Source organism: Aliiroseovarius sediminilitoris (assembly GCF_900109955.1).
In the GTDB taxonomy this organism is placed as follows: Bacteria; Pseudomonadota; Alphaproteobacteria; order Rhodobacterales; family Rhodobacteraceae; genus Aliiroseovarius; species Aliiroseovarius sediminilitoris.
The window spans coordinates 174,944-191,250 of record NZ_FOJB01000001.1 but is presented as its reverse complement, the minus strand read 5'-3'; the positions used below and the strand labels follow the sequence as shown (position 1 = coordinate 191,250).

The following is a 16,307-nucleotide window of genomic DNA, read 5'->3' as shown; positions in this document are numbered from 1 at the left end:
GGACAGGATGTTGCACAGTGACCCCGTTACAACCCGAAGCCTTGGCGCGGATATCCGCGCGTTGCGCAAGTCGCGTGGGCTGACGCTGAGTGATCTGGCCGGTGCGCTGGATCGGTCCGTTGGCTGGCTGAGCCAGGTAGAGCGGGACATGTCCGATCCGTCGATTTCCGACCTGCGCGCGGTGGCGCAGTCGCTGGGCGTGCCGATGTCACTTCTGTTTGCCCATGCCTCGGCCCCGGTGGATGAGCAGGGATACGTCGTGCGCGCCGGTGCGCGCCGTCCGATGGGGTCGCGTGACGAAGGGTTGATCGAGGAACTGTTGTCCCCCGACCTGACCGATGATTTCGAGGTGGTGCATTCCACCTTCACACCCCGCTCGAAAATGCAGACCCCGGCGCTGAGGCCCACGCAGGAACTGGGTTACATGGTGTCCGGCAAACTTGATCTGACCATCGGGGGCCGTCGTTTCACCGTGGCGCAGGGCGACAGCTTTCGCATCCGGAACGAACTGCATGAATGGGCCAACCCCTATGACGAACCGGCCATCGCAATCTGGGTGATTGCCCCGCCGGTGTATTAAGGAGAGTGCAATGCTGAAGGGAAGTTGCCTGTGTGGCGCGATCCGGTTTGAGACCATGTCTCCGCCGAAGGGCGTGTCGATGTGTCATTGCAGCCAGTGTCGCAAACAATCCGGTGGCGTATGGTCATCCGCCTATGTGCCCGAACGCGATCTGCACATCGAAGGCGAGGTCAACTGGTTTACGTCAAGCGAAACTGCCAAACGGGGCAGTTGCCCGACCTGCGGATCGTTCCTGTTCTGGAAAGCCAATGATGAGAACACGATCAGTTTTTCGCTGGGCGCCGCGGACGGCCCGACGGGTCTGACGCTCGAAAAGCACATCTTTGTTGCCGACAAGGGTGACTATTACGACATCACCGACGGCGTGCCGCAAAGCGCATAGAAACCCGAACAGTTGGAGACTTTCATGCCCGATTTCCCGAAGAAAGCCCGCGTTGTCGTCATCGGCGGCGGTGTCGTCGGTGCCTCGTCGCTTTATCACCTTGCCAAGAAAGGTTGGAGCGACTGCGTTCTGCTGGAAAAGAACGAGTTGACTGCCGGGTCCACATGGCACGCGGCAGGGAATGTTCCAACCTTCTCGACCTCGTGGGCGGTGATGAACATGCAGCGCTATTCGACCGAGCTCTATGCGCGACTGGGGGACGAGGTTGACTATCCGATGAACTATCACGTCACCGGATCGCTGCGGCTGGCCCATTCGAAAGAGCGGATGCAGGAGTTTCAGCGCGCTGCCAGCATGGGTCGTTATCAGGGCATGGATATCGAGATCCTGACACCCGAGGAAACCAGGGCACGCTATCCCTTCCTGGAAACCCATGACCTTGTCGGCGCGCTTTACGACCCGCATGACGGGGACATTGACCCGGCGCAGCTGACGCAAGCCTTGGCCAAAGGTGCGCGGGACATGGGGGCCAGGATCGTGCGGTTTTGCCCGGCACAAGGTGTCACCCAGCATGACAATGGCACATGGACTGTGCACACCCCCAAGGGCGACATCGCCTGTGACTATGTGGTGAATGCCGCCGGGTATTATGCCCAGCGCGTGGGCGAATGGTTCAAGCCCTATGGCGGGCGCACGGTGCCGATGATGGTGATGAGCCACCAATACCTACTGTCCGAAGAAATCCCCGAGATCGAAACCTTTACCAAGGAAACCGGCAAGAAGCTGCCCCTGCTGCGGGACGTGGATGTCTCGTATTACCTGCGGCAGGAAAAGCACGGCTTCAACCTTGGACCCTATGAGCCAAACTGCAAGGCGCATTGGGCAACTGACGACGACCCGATGCCCGACGACTTCAGCTTTCAGCTTTGGAACGACGATCTGGACCGGATCGAGGATATCGTCACGGATGCAATGGAGCGTGTCCCTGCGCTGGGCACAGCGGGCGTGTCGCGCGTGATCAACGGCCCGATACCCTATGCGCCTGACGGACTTCCCCTGATCGGTCCCATGCCCGGCGTGAAAAACGCGTTCGAGGCGTGCGTGTTCACCTTCGGCATCGCCCAAGGCGGCGGGGCGGGCAAGGTGCTGGCCGAATGGATCGTGGACGGGGCGACCGAATGGGATATGTGGGCCTGCGATCCACGCCGCTATACCGACTACACCGATCATGATTACTGCGTGCAGAAGGGGATGGAGGTCTATGGCAACGAATACGCCATGCATTTCCCCCGCCACGAATGGCCCGCCGCGCGTGACAGGAAATTGTCGCCCCTGCATCCTCACCTGCAAGACGCAGGTGCGGTCTTTGGGGCCTACAACGGCTGGGAGCGTGCGAATTGGTTTGCCAAACCCGGCGACGACACTTCGCTTGAGGCCACGCACACATGGGGCCGATCCGGCCCGTGGGAGGCACGCATCCGCGAAGAATGCGAGGCGGTGCGCGATCATTGCGGGATGTTGCCGATTACCGGCTTCACGCGGTTGAAGGTCGAAGGGCCGGGCGCGCGTGATTTCGTGGACGGTCTGACCGCATCCCGCCTTCCGAATGAAGGGCGTGTGAGCCTTGCCTATTTCCCTGATGCGCGTGGAAGGTGCCTGACGGAAATGTCGGTCATGGTGCACGGCCCGGACGAGGTCGGGCTGATCACCGCAGCAGTTGCCCAGTGGCACGATGCCGAGATCCTGTCGCGGCAGGCGCCGGATGGCATCACCGTGACAGATCACACCAAGGACGTGGAATGCCTGTTGGTCACGGGACCGAAAGCGCGCGACATCCTAAGCAAGCTGGTCGAGGGCCATGACCTGAATTTGCCGTGGTTGTCCGCCAGCTTCGAAGGCTGCGTTGCTGGACAGGACGCCGCGCTTTTGCGGGTGTCTTTTGCAGGGGAACTTGGCTGGGAAATCCATGCCTCCCCAGAGGCCATGCCCGCAATCTGGGTCGCGCTTTTGGCCGAGGGTGTCAAACCCTTCGGGATGTATGCCCTGGACGCGCTGAGAATCGAAAAGGGATACAAGGCCTGGAAGGGTGATCTGTCGACGGACTACTCGTTGTTGGAGCTTGGTCTTGATCGGTTCCTGAACTTGGACAAGCCGCAGGATTTCCCCGGCAAAGTCGCTTTGAAGGCCGAAGCGAAGGTCGGATCAAAAAAGCGGTTCGTCACCCTGATCGTCGACGCGGGCAATGCGGACGCGCCTTATATGTCCTGCATCTGGCATGACGGTCAGATTGTCGGCGAAACCACGTCCGGCGGCTGGGGCTATCGCGTCAACGCGTCGATTGCGCTGGGCATGGTGCGGACCGATCTGGCTGAGCCGGGCACCGAGCTTGAGGTCGAGATCTATGGCGAGCGGTGCCATGCCGTTGTGCAGCCGGATCAACCGCTTTGGGACCCGAACAATAAGCGTTTGCGCGCGTGACAGGTGAAACGCCGAAATCACCCATCCAGGTTGATATACTGGTCGCAGACGGTTTTGTCCTGACCGAGTTCACTGCCGCCGTAGAGCTGTTGCGCACCGCCAACCGCGTGACGGCGAGAGAGACCTTTCGCTGGCGATGGCTGTCCAGACGCGGCGGTCCGATCACCTGCCGCGCGGGCATCACCATCGACACAACGCCGTACGAGGCCAAGCCAACGGCGGATTACGTGTTCGTGCTTGGCAACTCTGACCCTGACGCGCCCGACCTGTCGCTGCGGCGCGAGATCAAGGCTTATCAATGGGCTGGCACCCGCGTCATTCTGCTGTCGGAAGCAGCCAGCCGTTATATCGCCGAAACCGGCGAGCAGTTGATGAGCCACACCACCCATTGGGAAAATCGCGCGCTCTTGAATGAACGCGGCACGCCCGGCATGGGGTCTTATGCCCTTGCCGCCGATGATGGGCAGATCACCACTAGCGCGGGGATGGGGGCGACCTATGATCTGGTGTTGGGGATGCTTGGGGGCCACATCAGCGCCGCCGCCGTGGCGACGGTCGCGGATATCTTCCTGCATGAAACCATCCGGACCCCCGCCACACTCCAGCCTTTTGGGGGCAAGGAAATGTCGCGCAGCGGCAATCGCTCACTGGACCAGTGTATCGAGTTGATGCAGGCCAATCTGGAAGAGCCGCTGCGGATATCCGAGCTTGTGGGCTATTTGAACATCTCGGAACGATCTTTGGAGCGTCAGTTTCGCAAGCATTTCGGAACCACACCCAATGCCTATTACCGCGAGTTACGCCTGAACCAGGCCAACACTTTGTTGCTGAAAACTTCCATGAGCGTGCGCGAAGTTGGGCTGGCTTGCGGGTTTCCCAACGGGTTCTCATCCATGTTCGCAAGGCATTTCGGCATCACGCCGACCGTGTTGAGACGAACACGGGCACCGGCAGGATGACAGATTTCCGACAAATATGACGGATTGTATGGGTTCGGGTCCCTGCAATTATGCAACCGTGAACCAGATCCACATGGAGTGAAAGATCATGAGCCTTCCCAATCATGCCCGTGTCGTCATCATCGGTGGCGGCGTCATAGGGTGTTCCGTTGCCTATCACCTGACCAAGCTGGGGTGGAAAGATGTGGTTCTGCTGGAACGAAAGCAGTTGACGTCCGGCACCACATGGCATGCGGCGGGCCTGATCGGGCAGTTAAGGTCGTCGTCGAACATGACCAAGCTCGCCAAATACTCGGCGGATTTATATCTGGGACTCGAGGCAGAAACAGGTGTTGCGACCGGGATGCGGCAGTGTGGTTCGGTATCGGTCGCGCTGACGGACGAGCGCAAAGAGGAGCTTTACAGAAGCGCCGCCATGGCCCGCGCCTTTGGTGTTCCGTGTGAAGAACTGTCGCCCGCCGAGGTGAAAGAGCGCTATCAGCACATCAATCTGGACGGTGTGGCAGGTGGCATCTGGCTGCCCACCGATGGGCAGGCCGATCCCGCCAACATCGCATTGGCTTTGGTGAAGGGCGCGCGACAGCGGGGCGCGGTGGTCAAAGAGCGCACAAAGGTGACAGGCGTTGTTCGGGATGGGCGCAAGGTGACGGGCGTGAACTGGGTGTCTGACGATGGGTCAGACCAAGGGACGATCGCCTGTGACATGATCGTCAATTGCGCGGGGATGTGGGGCCGCGAGGTCGGCAAGATGGCCGGTGTGAACGTGCCGCTGCACGCCTGCGAGCATTTCTATATCGTGACCGAGGGGATTTCGGGCCTGACCCAGATGCCCGTGCTGCGGGTGCCGGACGAATGCGCCTATTACAAGGAAGACGCGGGGAAAATCCTGCTCGGGGCGTTTGAACCGAATGCCAAGCCTTGGGCGATGGACGGTATTCCCGACACGTTTGAATTTGACCAGCTTGCCGAGGATTTCGACCATTTCGAACCCATCCTGGAAGCTGCCTGCAATCGGATGCCGATGCTGGCCGAGGCAGGCATTCACACCTTCTTCAACGGACCCGAAAGCTTCACGCCGGACGATGCCTATCACCTTGGCTTGGCACCCGAGATGGACAATGTCTGGGTGGCCGCAGGTTTCAATTCGATCGGCATCCAGTCGGCGGGTGGCGCCGGAATGGCGTTGGCACAGTGGATGGAGGATGGGCAAAAACCCTTCGATCTGGGCGATGTCGACATCAGTCGGATGCAGCCGTTCCAAGGCAACCAGCACTACCTTTATGAGCGGTCAAAAGAGACATTGGGTTTGCTTTATGCCGACCACTTCCCGTTCCGCCAGAAAGCCACCGCGCGTGGTGTGCGGCGCACACCGTTTCACCGGCACCTGCTGGATCAAGGCGCTGTCATGGGTGAAACGGCTGGGTGGGAGCGCGCCAACTGGTTTGCCCGTGATGATCAGGCCCGCGAATACGAATACACTTGGGGCCGCCCCAACTGGTTCGACAACGCCGCCGCCGAACATAATGCGGTGCGCGAAAACGTGGGCATGTATGATATGTCGTCCTTCGGGAAAATCCGTGTCGAAGGCCCGGATGCGGAAGGCTTCTTGAATCACGTTTGCGGAGCGGACATGTCCGTGCCCGTCGGCAAGATTGTTTATACCCAGTTCCTGAACACCCGCGCGGGGATCGAGGCGGATGTGACCGTCACCCGCTTGTCCGAAACCGCCTATCTGGTGGTCACGCCCTCCGGCACGCGTCTGGCGGATGAGTCATGGATGCGCCGTCATGTCGGCGAAGCCCGCGTCATGATCACCGATGTGACGGCGGGCGAGGGCGTGCTGGCTGTCATGGGGCCGAATTCCCGTGCGCTGTTGCAGCGCGTCAGCCCGGCGGATTTCAGCAATGATGCAAACCCGTTCGGCACCGCGCAAGAGATTGAGCTGGGCATGGGCCTGGCCCGCGCTCACCGCGTGTCTTACGTGGGCGAGCTGGGATGGGAGATATATATCTCGTCCGACATGGCCGCTCATGCGTTCGAGACGATATTCGAAGCCGGGCAGGACGTGGGCTTGACGCTTTGCGGGATGCACATGATGGACAGTTGCCGGATCGAGAAGGCATTCCGCCATTTCGGCCACGACATCACCTGCGAGGACCATGTGCTTGAGGCCGGGTTGGGCTTCGCGGTCAAGACCGACAAGCCGGACTTCATCGGGCGCGACGCGGTGCTGGCCAAGAAAGACGAGGGCCTGTCGCAGCGATTGGTTCAGTTCAAGTTAACCGACCCGGACCACCTGCTTTATCACAACGAACCGTTGATCCGTGATGGTGAGATTGTCGGTTACTTGAGTTCAGGTGGCTACGGGCACCACCTTGGAGCGGCCATCGGGATGGGCTATGTGCCGTGCAAAGGCGAAACGGTCGCGGATGTTCTGGCCTCAAGCTATGAAATCGACGTGGCTGGCACGCGGGTCAAGGCCGAGGCATCATTGAAGCCTATGTATGACCCAAAATCGGAACGGGTGCGCGCATGAGCTTTGACGACCAACCAGGTTTGGAAGGCGAAACAATCGCTTTGCGCGGGATGCTTGAAAGCGACCGCGCGATGCTGACTGATGCGGCCAAGGACGCGGAAACCTGGGCGGGCCATCCTTCGCGCGACAGGTACAAGACCGCGGTCTTTGCCCCCTATTTCGACTTCCTGCTGCGCGCTGGGGGTGCCAGTGTTGTGACAGACAAGGCCAGCGGCACGCTGATCGGCTGTTCGCGCTATTATGTTGGTCCCGACGCGCCCGAAGATATCGCCATCGGCTTCACGTTTCTGAACCACCACTATTGGGGCGGCGCGACAAATTTCGAGATGAAGACGCTGATGCTGGATCATGCTTTCGCGACGTTCGACCGAGTTTGGTTTCATATTGATTCGACCAATCCCCGGTCGCAGAGAGCCACTGCAAAGCTCGGCGCGGTCCGGATGGCCGACGCGGCGTTGGATCTGATCGGCGCTGGCACACCGGCACCATGGCTTTGCTTCGTTCTGGAACGCGACGCGTGGATGCGGGTCAAGGTGGCGCGGCAGGGCGTTACCGGCAAGACTTGATGATTAATCACGTTTTCTTATGACGCGGCACACAGAAATCGAGCTACCGCTTTCCGCTTTACTGGCCTAAACGACGGACCAGGAGCGCGAGATGACGGATGTGACCAGATCGACGAACGAGGATACGCCGCAGGGGCTGGGACTGGCCATGTCGGCCTATTTCCTGTGGGGGTTCCTGCCGCTTTACATGAAGGCACTGGCGCATATGCCGGCGGTCGAGGTCGTCGCGCATCGTGTGATCTGGTCGGTGCCGGTGGCGGGGGTCATCCTGATTGCCACGGGCCGCACCCGCGCCTTGCGCGAAGCGATTGCCAATCCGCGTATGTTGCTTCTGGCGGTTCTGACCGCCGGGCTGATTTCGCTCAACTGGGGCATTTACGTCTGGGCGATTGCGCATGAACAGACACTAGAGGCCGCATTAGGCTATTATATCAATCCGCTTTTTTCGATATTTCTTGGCACGGTTCTGCTGGGCGAACGGATGAACCGTGCACAGATGCTGGCGGTGGCATTGGCCTTCCTTGCAGTGCTGATCCTGACGCTTGATGCGGGGCGGGTGCCCTTGGTGGCGGTTGGTCTGATGCTGACATGGGGGTTTTACGCGCTGTGCAAGAAATCCCTGCCCATCGGCCCCAATCAAGGCTTCATGCTTGAGGTGTTGATCCTTCTGATCCCTGCGCTGGCAGCTGTGGCTTGGCTAACGGCACGGGGGCAAAGCCATTTCCTGTTGACCGGGTTGGACACGGCGCTTTTGCTTGGTTGCGGTGTGGTGACGGCTGTGCCGCTGATGCTCTATGCCAATGGTGCGAAGCTCTTGCGGCTGTCGACCATCGCGATTTTGCAATACATCGCGCCGACGATGATCTTTCTGGTCGCGGTGTTTGTCTTTGACGAACCGTTTGAAGGCGCAAAGCGGATCGCGTTTCCGCTGATCTGGCTGGCGCTGGTAATCTATACCACGTCAATGCTGCGCGGGATGCGTCGCCGCCGCTGAGCCTTGCCCGCGTCCGCCACACAGGCTATCTGGCGCCCATGTCAGATGAATACACCCCGCCCGATGATCCGCTTGTGATCGTCCACCAGGATCACGAGTTGCTTCTGGTCGACAAACCCGCAGGACTATTGTCGGTGCCGGGCAAGGGGGAGCATCTTGCGGATTGCCTGATCGCCCGCATTCAGGCGGTCTTTCCGGACGCGCTTCTGGTGCATCGGCTGGACCGGGACACGTCCGGCATCATGGTGTTCGCCATGACCTCGCACGCCCAACGGCATCTTGGGCTTCAATTTGAAAAGCGGCAGGTCAAAAAGGTCTATGTCGCGCGGGTCTGGGAACGCGTGTCCGAACGCGAAGGCACGGTTGATCTGCCCCTGATCGTCGATTGGCCCAATCGCCCCAAGCAGCATGTCGATTTCGAGAACGGAAAACCCGCAATCACTGACTGGAAGGTTCTTAAATACGAGGATCAAGCCACGCGTATGCGCTTGTTTCCCCAGACCGGGCGCAGTCATCAGTTGCGGGTGCACATGAAGGAAATCGGGCACCCCATTCTGGGCGACCCCTTCTATGCCGACGGCCAGGCGCGCAATGCCCCGCGCCTGATGTTGCACGCCGAAAGCCTGCGCCTGCGTCACCCTGATGGGGGGAAAGGGCTGACCTTCAAGGCAAAGTGCCCCTTTTAGAGGTCATGAACCAGAGTCAGTTCCCCTTGTCGCCAGGAGTGCTTCCTGATTGACTGGACCAACTTTCGAGGAGTCCCACATGATCCAGCCTGTCATTTCTGGCACCGGGGTGTTCACACCCGCACAAACCATCACCAATGCTGAACTTGTCGCTGCATTTAACGCTTATGCCGACAAACAGAACACCGAAAACGCGGAGGCCATAACGGCGGGTGAGGTTCAGCCGATCGACCATTCCAGTGAAGATTTCATTGTCTCGGCCTCGGGCATCCACCAGCGCTATGTCATGGACAAGATCGGTGTGCTGGACCCGGACATCATGCACCCGACACTGCGCGAACGATCAGACGATGAACCGGGCATCATGACTGAGATGGGCGTGGATGCCTGCGAGAAAGCACTGGCGCAGGCGGGGTGCAACGCGACCGAAGTTGACCTGATTATCTGTGCCGCGTCGAACCACGAACGCGCCTATCCCGCGATTGCCATTGAAATCCAAGAGGTGCTGGGCGCGGGCGGGTTTGCTTTTGATATGAACGTCGCCTGTTCCTCGGCCACGTTCGGCATACAGGCAGCGGCGGACATGATCCGGTCAGGCTCGGTCAAACGGGCGCTGGTGGTGAACCCGGAAATCTGCTCGGCCCATCTGGAATGGCGCGATCGCGATTGTCATTTCATCTTCGGCGACGTGGCGACCGCAACCCTGATCGAACGGAAAGAGGACGCCAGAGGCGACCATTTCGATATCCTGTCGACCCGCTGTCTGACGCAGTTTTCCAACAACATCCGCAACAACAATGGTTTCCTGCGCCGCACACGCGAGGCAGGGGATGACCTGCCCGACCGACGCGATATGCAGTTCATGCAGAACGGGCGGAAAGTGTTCAAAGAGGTGCTGCCCATCGTCTCGAAACACATTCTGGAACATATAGGCGATATAGGCGTTGCGCCCGATGACCTGAAACGGCTGTGGCTGCATCAGGCCAACAAGACCATGAATGATTTCATCGGCAAGAAGGTTCTGGGCCGCACACCGGAAGACGGCGAACAACCCAACATCCTGCAAGACTATGCCAACACCTCATCCGCCGGGTCGATTATTGCGTTCTCGAAATACTCGGATGATCTGGCGCCGGGGGATACGGGCGTGATCTGTTCGTTTGGGGCGGGGTATTCGGTTGGGTCGGTGGTGGTGCGCCGCGCCTGACGGTGAAAAGTGATCCAAGCCCGACCTTTCAGCGTAACCCTCTTGACGTAATAACGCGCTGAGGGCGACATGAAACTGAAACTTTCTGCTTTGGCTTTTACGCTTTTGATCGGTTGCGGAGGAGCACCTGATCTGGATGATCCCAAGCTCAGCACTCGAAATCTGAACCTTGAAGAGTTCTTTGAGGGCAAGACCGTCGCCCATGGGCAGTTCCAGGATGTGTTCGGCAACGTGAAGCGACGCTTTGAGGTCGCCATAAACGGCACTTGGGATGGGCAGACCCTGACCTTGGTCGAAGATTTCACTTATGCCGATGGCAGCACCGAACAACGCATCTGGACGTTGAACAAGACGGGGGACGGCACGTGGTCGGGCACTGCCCCCGGCGTCATCGGTCAGGCCAATGGCGAGGAGCGCGGAGACACCTTCAACTGGACATACCGGATCGACCTGCCCGGACGGGACGGCAAGACCATGCGTGTCGATTTCGATGACTGGATGTGGCTTCTGTCAGATGATCGCGTCTTGAACCGCGCCTATGTGAAGAAATTCGGCGTCACAGTAGGCGAAGCGATCATCGTGTTCGAAAAGTTCTGATCTTGTGTGAAAAAGGCCCGCGCAGGCGGACCTTTTCGCAGTTTGGTTTTGGGGCGTCAGCCGTTCGACCAGCCGGACACAGCCTTCACCTCAAGGAAATCCTCGATCCCCAGAATGCCACCCTCGCGCCCGTTGCCGGACTGCTTGTAGCCACCGAAGGGCGAGCCTGCGGCGCGGGATGTGCCGTTCATCTCGACCATACCCGAGCGCAGGTGGCGGGCCACGCGGTTGGCGCGGGTGCCGTCTTGCGTCTGGACATAGTTGGTCAGGCCATAGACGGTGTCGTTGGCAATCTCGACTGCTTCTTCTTCAGAGTCGAAAGGGATCATCGCCATCACCGGGCCAAAGATTTCTTCGCGGGCGATGGTCATTTGGTTGTTCACATCGGCAAAGATCGTCGGCTTTACAAAATAGCCCTTGTTCAGACCCTCGGGGCGTCCCGTGCCGCCAGCGATCAGGCGCGCGCCTTCGTCGATGCCGATCTGGATAAGATCCTGGATCTTGTTCCATTGTGCCTCGCTGACCACCGGGCCGATATGGCGACCTTCCTGGCTGGCAGGGCCAACCTGAACCTTCTCGGCCGCTTCGCGCGCGGTTTCGACGGCTTGGTCATACACGTCGCGCTGAACAAGCATCCGCGACGGCGCATTGCAGCTTTGACCGGTGTTTTGCATCATGTGCATCACGCCCCGCTTCACAGCCTTTTCGTCGGCGTCGTCAAAGATGATGTTGGCCCCCTTGCCGCCCAGTTCAAGGCTGACGCGCTTCAATGTATCAGCGGCGGCCTTGGAGATCGCGATGCCCGCGCGGGTCGAGCCGGTGAAGCTGACCATGTCCACATCGGGGTGTGTGGACAATTGTGTGCCAACGCCCATGCCGTCGCCATTCACCATGTTATAGACCCCGGCGGGGAAGCCGGCTTCGTCCACAATCTCGCTCCAGACGATCGAAGATAGCGGTGCGATTTCCGACGGTTTCAGCACCATGGTGCATCCTGCCGCCATTGCCGCCACAACCTTCAGAGAGACCTGGTTCATCGGCCAGTTCCACGGCGTGATCAGCGCGCAAACACCAATAGGTTCATAAAGCAGACGATCATTCGGCGCATGTGCCCCCAGCATCTTGTCGAACTCGAAATCCTTGAACGCGGTGATGAAGTTCTGGATGTGCCAGGTGCCCGATCCAGCCTGCGCGGTGCGGGCCAGATCAATGGGCGCGCCCATTTCCATGCTCATCGCCTCGGCCAGATCGTCCGAACGTTTCTGATAAACCTTCAGAAGCGTTTCGATCAGGGCCAGCCGATCCTGTTTCTTGGAAAAAGCCCAGTCGGCAAAGGCCGACTTGGCAGCAGCAACGGCGGCATCAGTATCCGCTTGATCGCCCAGCGATATGACCGCGCAAACGTCTTCGGTTGACGGGTCGATGACATTCAGGTCCTTGGGCGCTGCGGGCGCAACCCATTTGCCGTTGATATAGAAATCGCGTTTCTCGATCATTCCAGTCTCCTTGGTCGGATTTGTCCGCACTCTGGCACCGGGAATTGTCCGGCGCAACCCACGGAAACAAAATTTGATCAAATTTTCCTCGTGCAACGATTTAGTTGCGTTTGATTCCGTTCAGGGTCTTTAAAAATGGGAAACAGATCGTAACTCTTAGACAAGCTAACAACAGGACGGGAGAGATCACATGGGACTTCGCATTAACGACACGGTGCCAAATTTCACCGCGGAAACGGATCAGGGGAAAATCACGTTCCACGACTGGATCGGCGATGAATGGGCCATCCTGTTTTCGCACCCGAAAGACTACACCCCCGTTTGCACGACGGAGTTCGGGGCGGTTGCCCAGCTTGCCGATGAATGGGCGAAACGTGGCACCAAGGTGATCGGCCTGTCCGTGGACAGCGCCGCCGAACACGTCAGCTGGAAAGAGGATATCGAAGGTTATTCGGGCGCCAAAGCCGGTTTTCCGATCATCGCAGACGAAGATCTGGCCGTGTCAAAGATGTTCGACATGCTGCCCGCCGATGCCTATCTGCCCGACGGGCGCACGGCGGCCGATTCCGCATCCGTCCGGTCGGTGTTCATCATTTCGCCGGACAAGAAGGTGCAGTTGATCATGACCTACCCGATGTCCGTGGGCCGCAACTTTGCCGAGGTTCTGCGCGCGCTGGATGGTCTGCAAGCCACCTTCGGCACACCCATCGCCACGCCCGCCAACTGGGTCAAAGGGCAGGATGTGATTGTTGCGCTGTCGTTGAACGACGACGAGGCAAAAGAGAAGTTCGGCAAGGTGGACTTCAAGCTGCCCTATCTGCGCACCACGGCTGACCCCAGCTAACATCAGCTTGTCAGCCCAAAACAAAAGCCCGCGGTCGGTGCCGCGGGCTTTTTCGTTCTTATGTTCGATAGCCCTAATCCGGCAGACCTGCGGCTTTCACAGCCTGGCTCAACACCTCGCGATCACCGATGTGGTTGGCAAGGATCAGAATCAAACGAGCGTTCAAAGCGTCACTATCGTCTTTAGACAAACCCTCATGTGCGGCCAGCAGTTCGGCATAAAAGTCATCGGCGCGGTTGATGTTTGGTGTCAGGATAAGGTCGGTCATGGCGATTACTCCTTCCCCGTCGCGCGACGGATGGCGGCGCGGAACAGATTTTCATCAAAGCTGGGGCGGCGGGCTGCGACGTGCTGGTCAGGCCGGATAAGATAGACCGCGCTGGGCGCATGGCCCAGATAGCGTTCCTTGAGAGCACCGGTTCGGTCGTCTTTTACCGACAGTGCCAGTCGCGTCACCTTGATCCCGTCCTCTTCAATCATATCCGGCGCGTCGGCGTCGATGGTAAGAAGCGTGAATTTATTGCCCAGTTTTGGCAAAAGAAACTCATCCCCCAACGGCACGTCGGGACAGGACGAACCGGGCCGTGTTTTGATCGGTCCGTCCAGCGCGTCGGCTGAGTTCAGTGGAGAGCCATCATAGGTGCAGGGCACCGACAGCCGGCCCGAGTTAACCAGTGGACGCGCAAATTCGTAATGTTCGGCCAGATCAAGAACGGCATCGCGCAACAGGCGGCTCATCTCGGATTTAGGCGTGATGAAATCGGTTGAGCGAGTTGAGTTCAGAATATTCTCATCTGCGCCGTGAATGCGTTCGATGTCATAGCTGTCCAGAAGTTTCTCGTCCGCTTTGCCGTCAATCACCAGTTTCAGCTTCCAGCCAAGGTTGTCGGTGTCTTGCAGGCCCGAGTTTGCCCCGCGCGCTCCGAAGGGCGATACCTGGTGCGCGGCGTCCCCGGCAAACAGCACACGACCATAGCGAAATTTTTCCATCCGGCGGCACTGGAACGTGTAGATCGAGACCCACTCAAGCTCAAACTCCACATCGTCACCCAGCATGGCCTTCAGACGCGGAATCACGTTCTCGGGCTTTTTTTCTTCTTCCTTGTCGATGTCCCAGCCAAGTTGCAGGTCGATGCGCCACACGCCATCCGGCTGCTTGTGCAACAAAGCAGACTGACCGCGGTTGAAGGGCGGATCGAACCAGAACCAGCGCTCGGTGGGAAAGTCGGCCTCCATGATCACGTCGGCAATCAGGAAGTTGTCCTCGAACACACGACCGACGAAATCCAGCCCCAACATCTGTCGGGTGGGCGAGCCCGCGCCGTCGCAGGCGATCAGCCAGTCGGCTTCGATGTTGTATGACCCTTCAGGTGTGTCGATTTCCAGTGTGGCATGATCGGGATGGGTGCCAATGGCCGTGACTTTGTTGGCGCCACGAATCTCGATCGGAGCACCTTCGGCTTCCAACTCGCGAACCCGGTTCACCAGATATTCTTCGAAGTAATACTGCTGCAAATTGATGAAGGCGGGTCGTTGATGGCCTTCTTCGGGCAACAGTTCAAACTTGTAGACCTCGCGGTCGTCGAAGAAGACCTTGCCCACATCCCATTCAACTCCCTTATCGACCATCGCCTGTCCACAGCCCAATCGGTCGAGGATTTCCAGTGGCCGTTTCGCAAAACAGATTGCGCGCGAGCCGAAGCTGACCTTGTCGTTGTCATCCACGATAACAACCTTGACGCCTTGCTGCGCCAGGTCGATCCCCATGCCAAGTCCGATGGGTCCGGCACCGACGATCACGACGGGGTGGCGCACGGGGGCGGCGGCATCCTGATCCGGGCTGCGGTCATAGGGATAAAGCGGGACTTCGAAAATCTTGTTCATGCGGTTCTCCTCCGGCTGGCGATGGTCGCCGATACGCATTTTAACGCATTTCGTTGCGAAAGCTACGAATCTGGTCGGGATGCGCTGATATGCCGTCATCGCACCCCGTCAGGTATTAGCCTTGCAGGGCTTCCCACATCTCGATATCGCGCTGGGCGGTCCAGATGCGGGGTGTGTCGATGCCGCGCGCTTCGTCATAGGCGCGGGCGACGTTGAAGGGCAGGCAGTGCTCGTAAATCGCGTAATCGGCAAATTTCGGGTCACATTCGGCGCGACAGGCATCCCATGCCTCTTTCAGCGATCCACCACGAGCAGCAACTCTGGCAACTGGGCGATAGGTGCTTTCCACGAAGTCGCGCGTGTTCTCGATGGCGGCGTGCACCATCTCTTTGCCCAAAAGTGCGTCGCCACGACCCGGCGCAATGGCGTCCACATCGAACGCGGCGATGTTGTCCAGCGTGTCGCCCCAATCGCTGAAATGCCCGTCACCGCAATAGCAGGCCGAGTGATATTCGACGATATCGCCGGTGAACATCACGTTTTGATCCGGCACATGGATCACGATGTCACCTGCCGTGTGGGCGCGCCCAAGGTGCATCAGGTCGATGCGGCGATTGCCCAGATAGACGGTCATGTCATCGGAAAAGGTGGTGGTCGGATAGGTCAGTCCAGGGATGCTTTCATGCCCTTCAAACAGGCGCGGGAAGCGCTGGAATTCGCTGTCCCAATCTTCCTGGCCACGCTCGACCACCATCGCACGGGCCGCATCGCCCATGATGATCTGATCCGCGCCATAGGCCGAGGCCCCCAACACGCGCACCGCGTGATAGTGGGTCAGCACAACGTGGCTGATCGGCTTGTCCGTCACAGAGCGCACACATTCAATAACCTTGCCCGCCAGGCGGGGCGTGGCCTGAGCCTCGACGATCATCACGCTGTCATCGCCAATGATGACGCCGGAATTCGGGTCGCCTTCGGCAGTAAAGGCATACAGCCCGTCGCCCACTTCGGTGAAGCTGATGTTCTTCTCGGTCATGTCGCCTTGCGATGCGAATGCTTTTGCCATGGGGTCTGTCCTCGTTGCGCGTTGTCGTTTCA

At 59.1% G+C, this 16,307-nt stretch carries 15 protein-coding genes; 11 read left to right on the top strand and 4 right to left on the bottom strand.

Features of this window, described 5'->3' with window-relative positions:
* Positions 1-7 precede the first annotated feature (7 nt).
* From BMY55_RS00870 to BMY55_RS00825, 10 genes are all read left to right on the top strand, one after another.
* Positions 8-580: a helix-turn-helix domain-containing protein gene (locus BMY55_RS00870; RefSeq protein ID WP_091427458.1), complete on the top strand. Its 573-nt coding sequence runs from the start codon at positions 8-10 to the stop codon at positions 578-580.
* Positions 581-590: 10 nt separating this feature from the next.
* Positions 591-962, top strand: coding sequence for a GFA family protein (locus tag BMY55_RS00865; protein ID WP_091427456.1), 372 nt, complete (start codon positions 591-593; stop codon positions 960-962).
* Between the two features lie 24 nt (positions 963-986).
* The gene (locus BMY55_RS00860) at positions 987-3,440 is read left to right on the top strand and encodes a GcvT family protein (RefSeq protein ID WP_091427454.1); all 2,454 of its coding nucleotides are present in this window, start codon (positions 987-989) and stop codon (positions 3,438-3,440) included.
* Complete coding sequence (locus tag BMY55_RS00855; RefSeq protein ID WP_091427452.1) at positions 3,437-4,399, top strand: GlxA family transcriptional regulator; 963 nt, start codon at positions 3,437-3,439, stop codon at positions 4,397-4,399. Before BMY55_RS00860 ends, BMY55_RS00855 begins: the two co-directional genes overlap by 4 nt.
* An 88-nt stretch (positions 4,400-4,487) precedes the next feature.
* A complete protein-coding gene (locus tag BMY55_RS00850) occupies positions 4,488-6,935 on the top strand; it encodes a GcvT family protein (RefSeq protein WP_407638985.1) in 2,448 nt (815 codons plus the stop codon).
* Entirely contained in the window at positions 6,932-7,501 is a 570-nt protein-coding gene (locus BMY55_RS00845; protein ID WP_091427449.1) for a GNAT family N-acetyltransferase, read from the top strand. The genes BMY55_RS00850 and BMY55_RS00845 overlap by 4 nt, the downstream gene beginning before the upstream one ends.
* Before the next feature lie 91 nt (positions 7,502-7,592).
* Positions 7,593-8,495 (top strand): EamA family transporter RarD, encoded by a 903-nt coding sequence (gene rarD, locus BMY55_RS00840; protein ID WP_091427447.1) that lies wholly within the window; start codon positions 7,593-7,595, stop codon positions 8,493-8,495.
* Between the two features lie 38 nt (positions 8,496-8,533).
* Positions 8,534-9,181 (top strand): RluA family pseudouridine synthase, encoded by a 648-nt coding sequence (locus BMY55_RS00835; protein ID WP_091427446.1) that lies wholly within the window; start codon positions 8,534-8,536, stop codon positions 9,179-9,181.
* Positions 9,182-9,260: 79 nt separating this feature from the next.
* On the top strand, positions 9,261-10,388 hold the full coding sequence (locus BMY55_RS00830) for a beta-ketoacyl-ACP synthase III (RefSeq protein WP_091427444.1): 1,128 nt from the start codon (positions 9,261-9,263) through the stop codon (positions 10,386-10,388).
* A 69-nt stretch (positions 10,389-10,457) separates the two neighbouring features.
* The gene (locus tag BMY55_RS00825; protein WP_091427443.1) at positions 10,458-10,985 is read left to right on the top strand and encodes a DUF3833 domain-containing protein; all 528 of its coding nucleotides are present in this window, start codon (positions 10,458-10,460) and stop codon (positions 10,983-10,985) included.
* Positions 10,986-11,041: 56 nt separating this feature from the next.
* Here BMY55_RS00825 and BMY55_RS00820 read toward each other — a convergent pair whose 3' ends face one another.
* Entirely contained in the window at positions 11,042-12,481 is a 1,440-nt protein-coding gene (locus BMY55_RS00820; RefSeq protein WP_091427441.1) for an aldehyde dehydrogenase family protein, read from the bottom strand.
* A 190-nt stretch (positions 12,482-12,671) separates the two neighbouring features.
* On the opposite strand from BMY55_RS00820, the gene BMY55_RS00815 reads away from it, so the two are divergent.
* A complete protein-coding gene (locus BMY55_RS00815; protein WP_091427439.1) occupies positions 12,672-13,325 on the top strand; it encodes a peroxiredoxin in 654 nt (217 codons plus the stop codon).
* A 73-nt stretch (positions 13,326-13,398) separates the two neighbouring features.
* Here the strand turns inward: BMY55_RS00815 and BMY55_RS00810 are convergent, their stop codons facing one another.
* From BMY55_RS00810 to BMY55_RS00800, 3 genes are all read right to left on the bottom strand, one after another.
* Entirely contained in the window at positions 13,399-13,593 is a 195-nt protein-coding gene (locus BMY55_RS00810; RefSeq protein ID WP_091427437.1) for a DUF2783 domain-containing protein, read from the bottom strand.
* A 5-nt stretch (positions 13,594-13,598) separates the two neighbouring features.
* A complete protein-coding gene (locus BMY55_RS00805) occupies positions 13,599-15,209 on the bottom strand; it encodes an FAD-dependent oxidoreductase (protein ID WP_091431890.1) in 1,611 nt (536 codons plus the stop codon).
* Between the two features lie 115 nt (positions 15,210-15,324).
* Positions 15,325-16,275 (bottom strand): MBL fold metallo-hydrolase, encoded by a 951-nt coding sequence (locus BMY55_RS00800; protein ID WP_091427436.1) that lies wholly within the window; start codon positions 16,273-16,275, stop codon positions 15,325-15,327.
* Positions 16,276-16,307: the final 32 nt, after the last annotated feature.

Excerpts from the sequence above, each read along its gene's own strand:
- BMY55_RS00800 (WP_091427436.1), bottom strand. The coding sequence starts at position 16,275 with ATGGCAAAAGCATTCGCATCGCAAGGCGACATGACCGAGAAGAACATC.
- BMY55_RS00815 (WP_091427439.1), top strand. The coding sequence starts at position 12,672 with ATGGGACTTCGCATTAACGACACGGTGCCAAATTTCACCGCGGAAACG.
- rarD (WP_091427447.1), top strand. The coding sequence starts at position 7,593 with ATGACGGATGTGACCAGATCGACGAACGAGGATACGCCGCAGGGGCTG.
- BMY55_RS00825 (WP_091427443.1), top strand. The coding sequence starts at position 10,458 with ATGAAACTGAAACTTTCTGCTTTGGCTTTTACGCTTTTGATCGGTTGC.
- BMY55_RS00830 (WP_091427444.1), top strand. The coding sequence starts at position 9,261 with ATGATCCAGCCTGTCATTTCTGGCACCGGGGTGTTCACACCCGCACAA.
- BMY55_RS00810 (WP_091427437.1), bottom strand. The coding sequence starts at position 13,593 with ATGACCGACCTTATCCTGACACCAAACATCAACCGCGCCGATGACTTT.
- BMY55_RS00865 (WP_091427456.1), top strand. The coding sequence starts at position 591 with ATGCTGAAGGGAAGTTGCCTGTGTGGCGCGATCCGGTTTGAGACCATG.
- BMY55_RS00805 (WP_091431890.1), bottom strand. The coding sequence starts at position 15,209 with ATGAACAAGATTTTCGAAGTCCCGCTTTATCCCTATGACCGCAGCCCG.
- BMY55_RS00870 (WP_091427458.1), top strand. The coding sequence starts at position 8 with ATGTTGCACAGTGACCCCGTTACAACCCGAAGCCTTGGCGCGGATATC.
- BMY55_RS00860 (WP_091427454.1), top strand. The coding sequence starts at position 987 with ATGCCCGATTTCCCGAAGAAAGCCCGCGTTGTCGTCATCGGCGGCGGT.
- BMY55_RS00845 (WP_091427449.1), top strand. The coding sequence starts at position 6,932 with ATGAGCTTTGACGACCAACCAGGTTTGGAAGGCGAAACAATCGCTTTG.
- BMY55_RS00835 (WP_091427446.1), top strand. The coding sequence starts at position 8,534 with ATGTCAGATGAATACACCCCGCCCGATGATCCGCTTGTGATCGTCCAC.
- BMY55_RS00850 (WP_407638985.1), top strand. The coding sequence starts at position 4,488 with ATGAGCCTTCCCAATCATGCCCGTGTCGTCATCATCGGTGGCGGCGTC.
- BMY55_RS00820 (WP_091427441.1), bottom strand. The coding sequence starts at position 12,481 with ATGATCGAGAAACGCGATTTCTATATCAACGGCAAATGGGTTGCGCCC.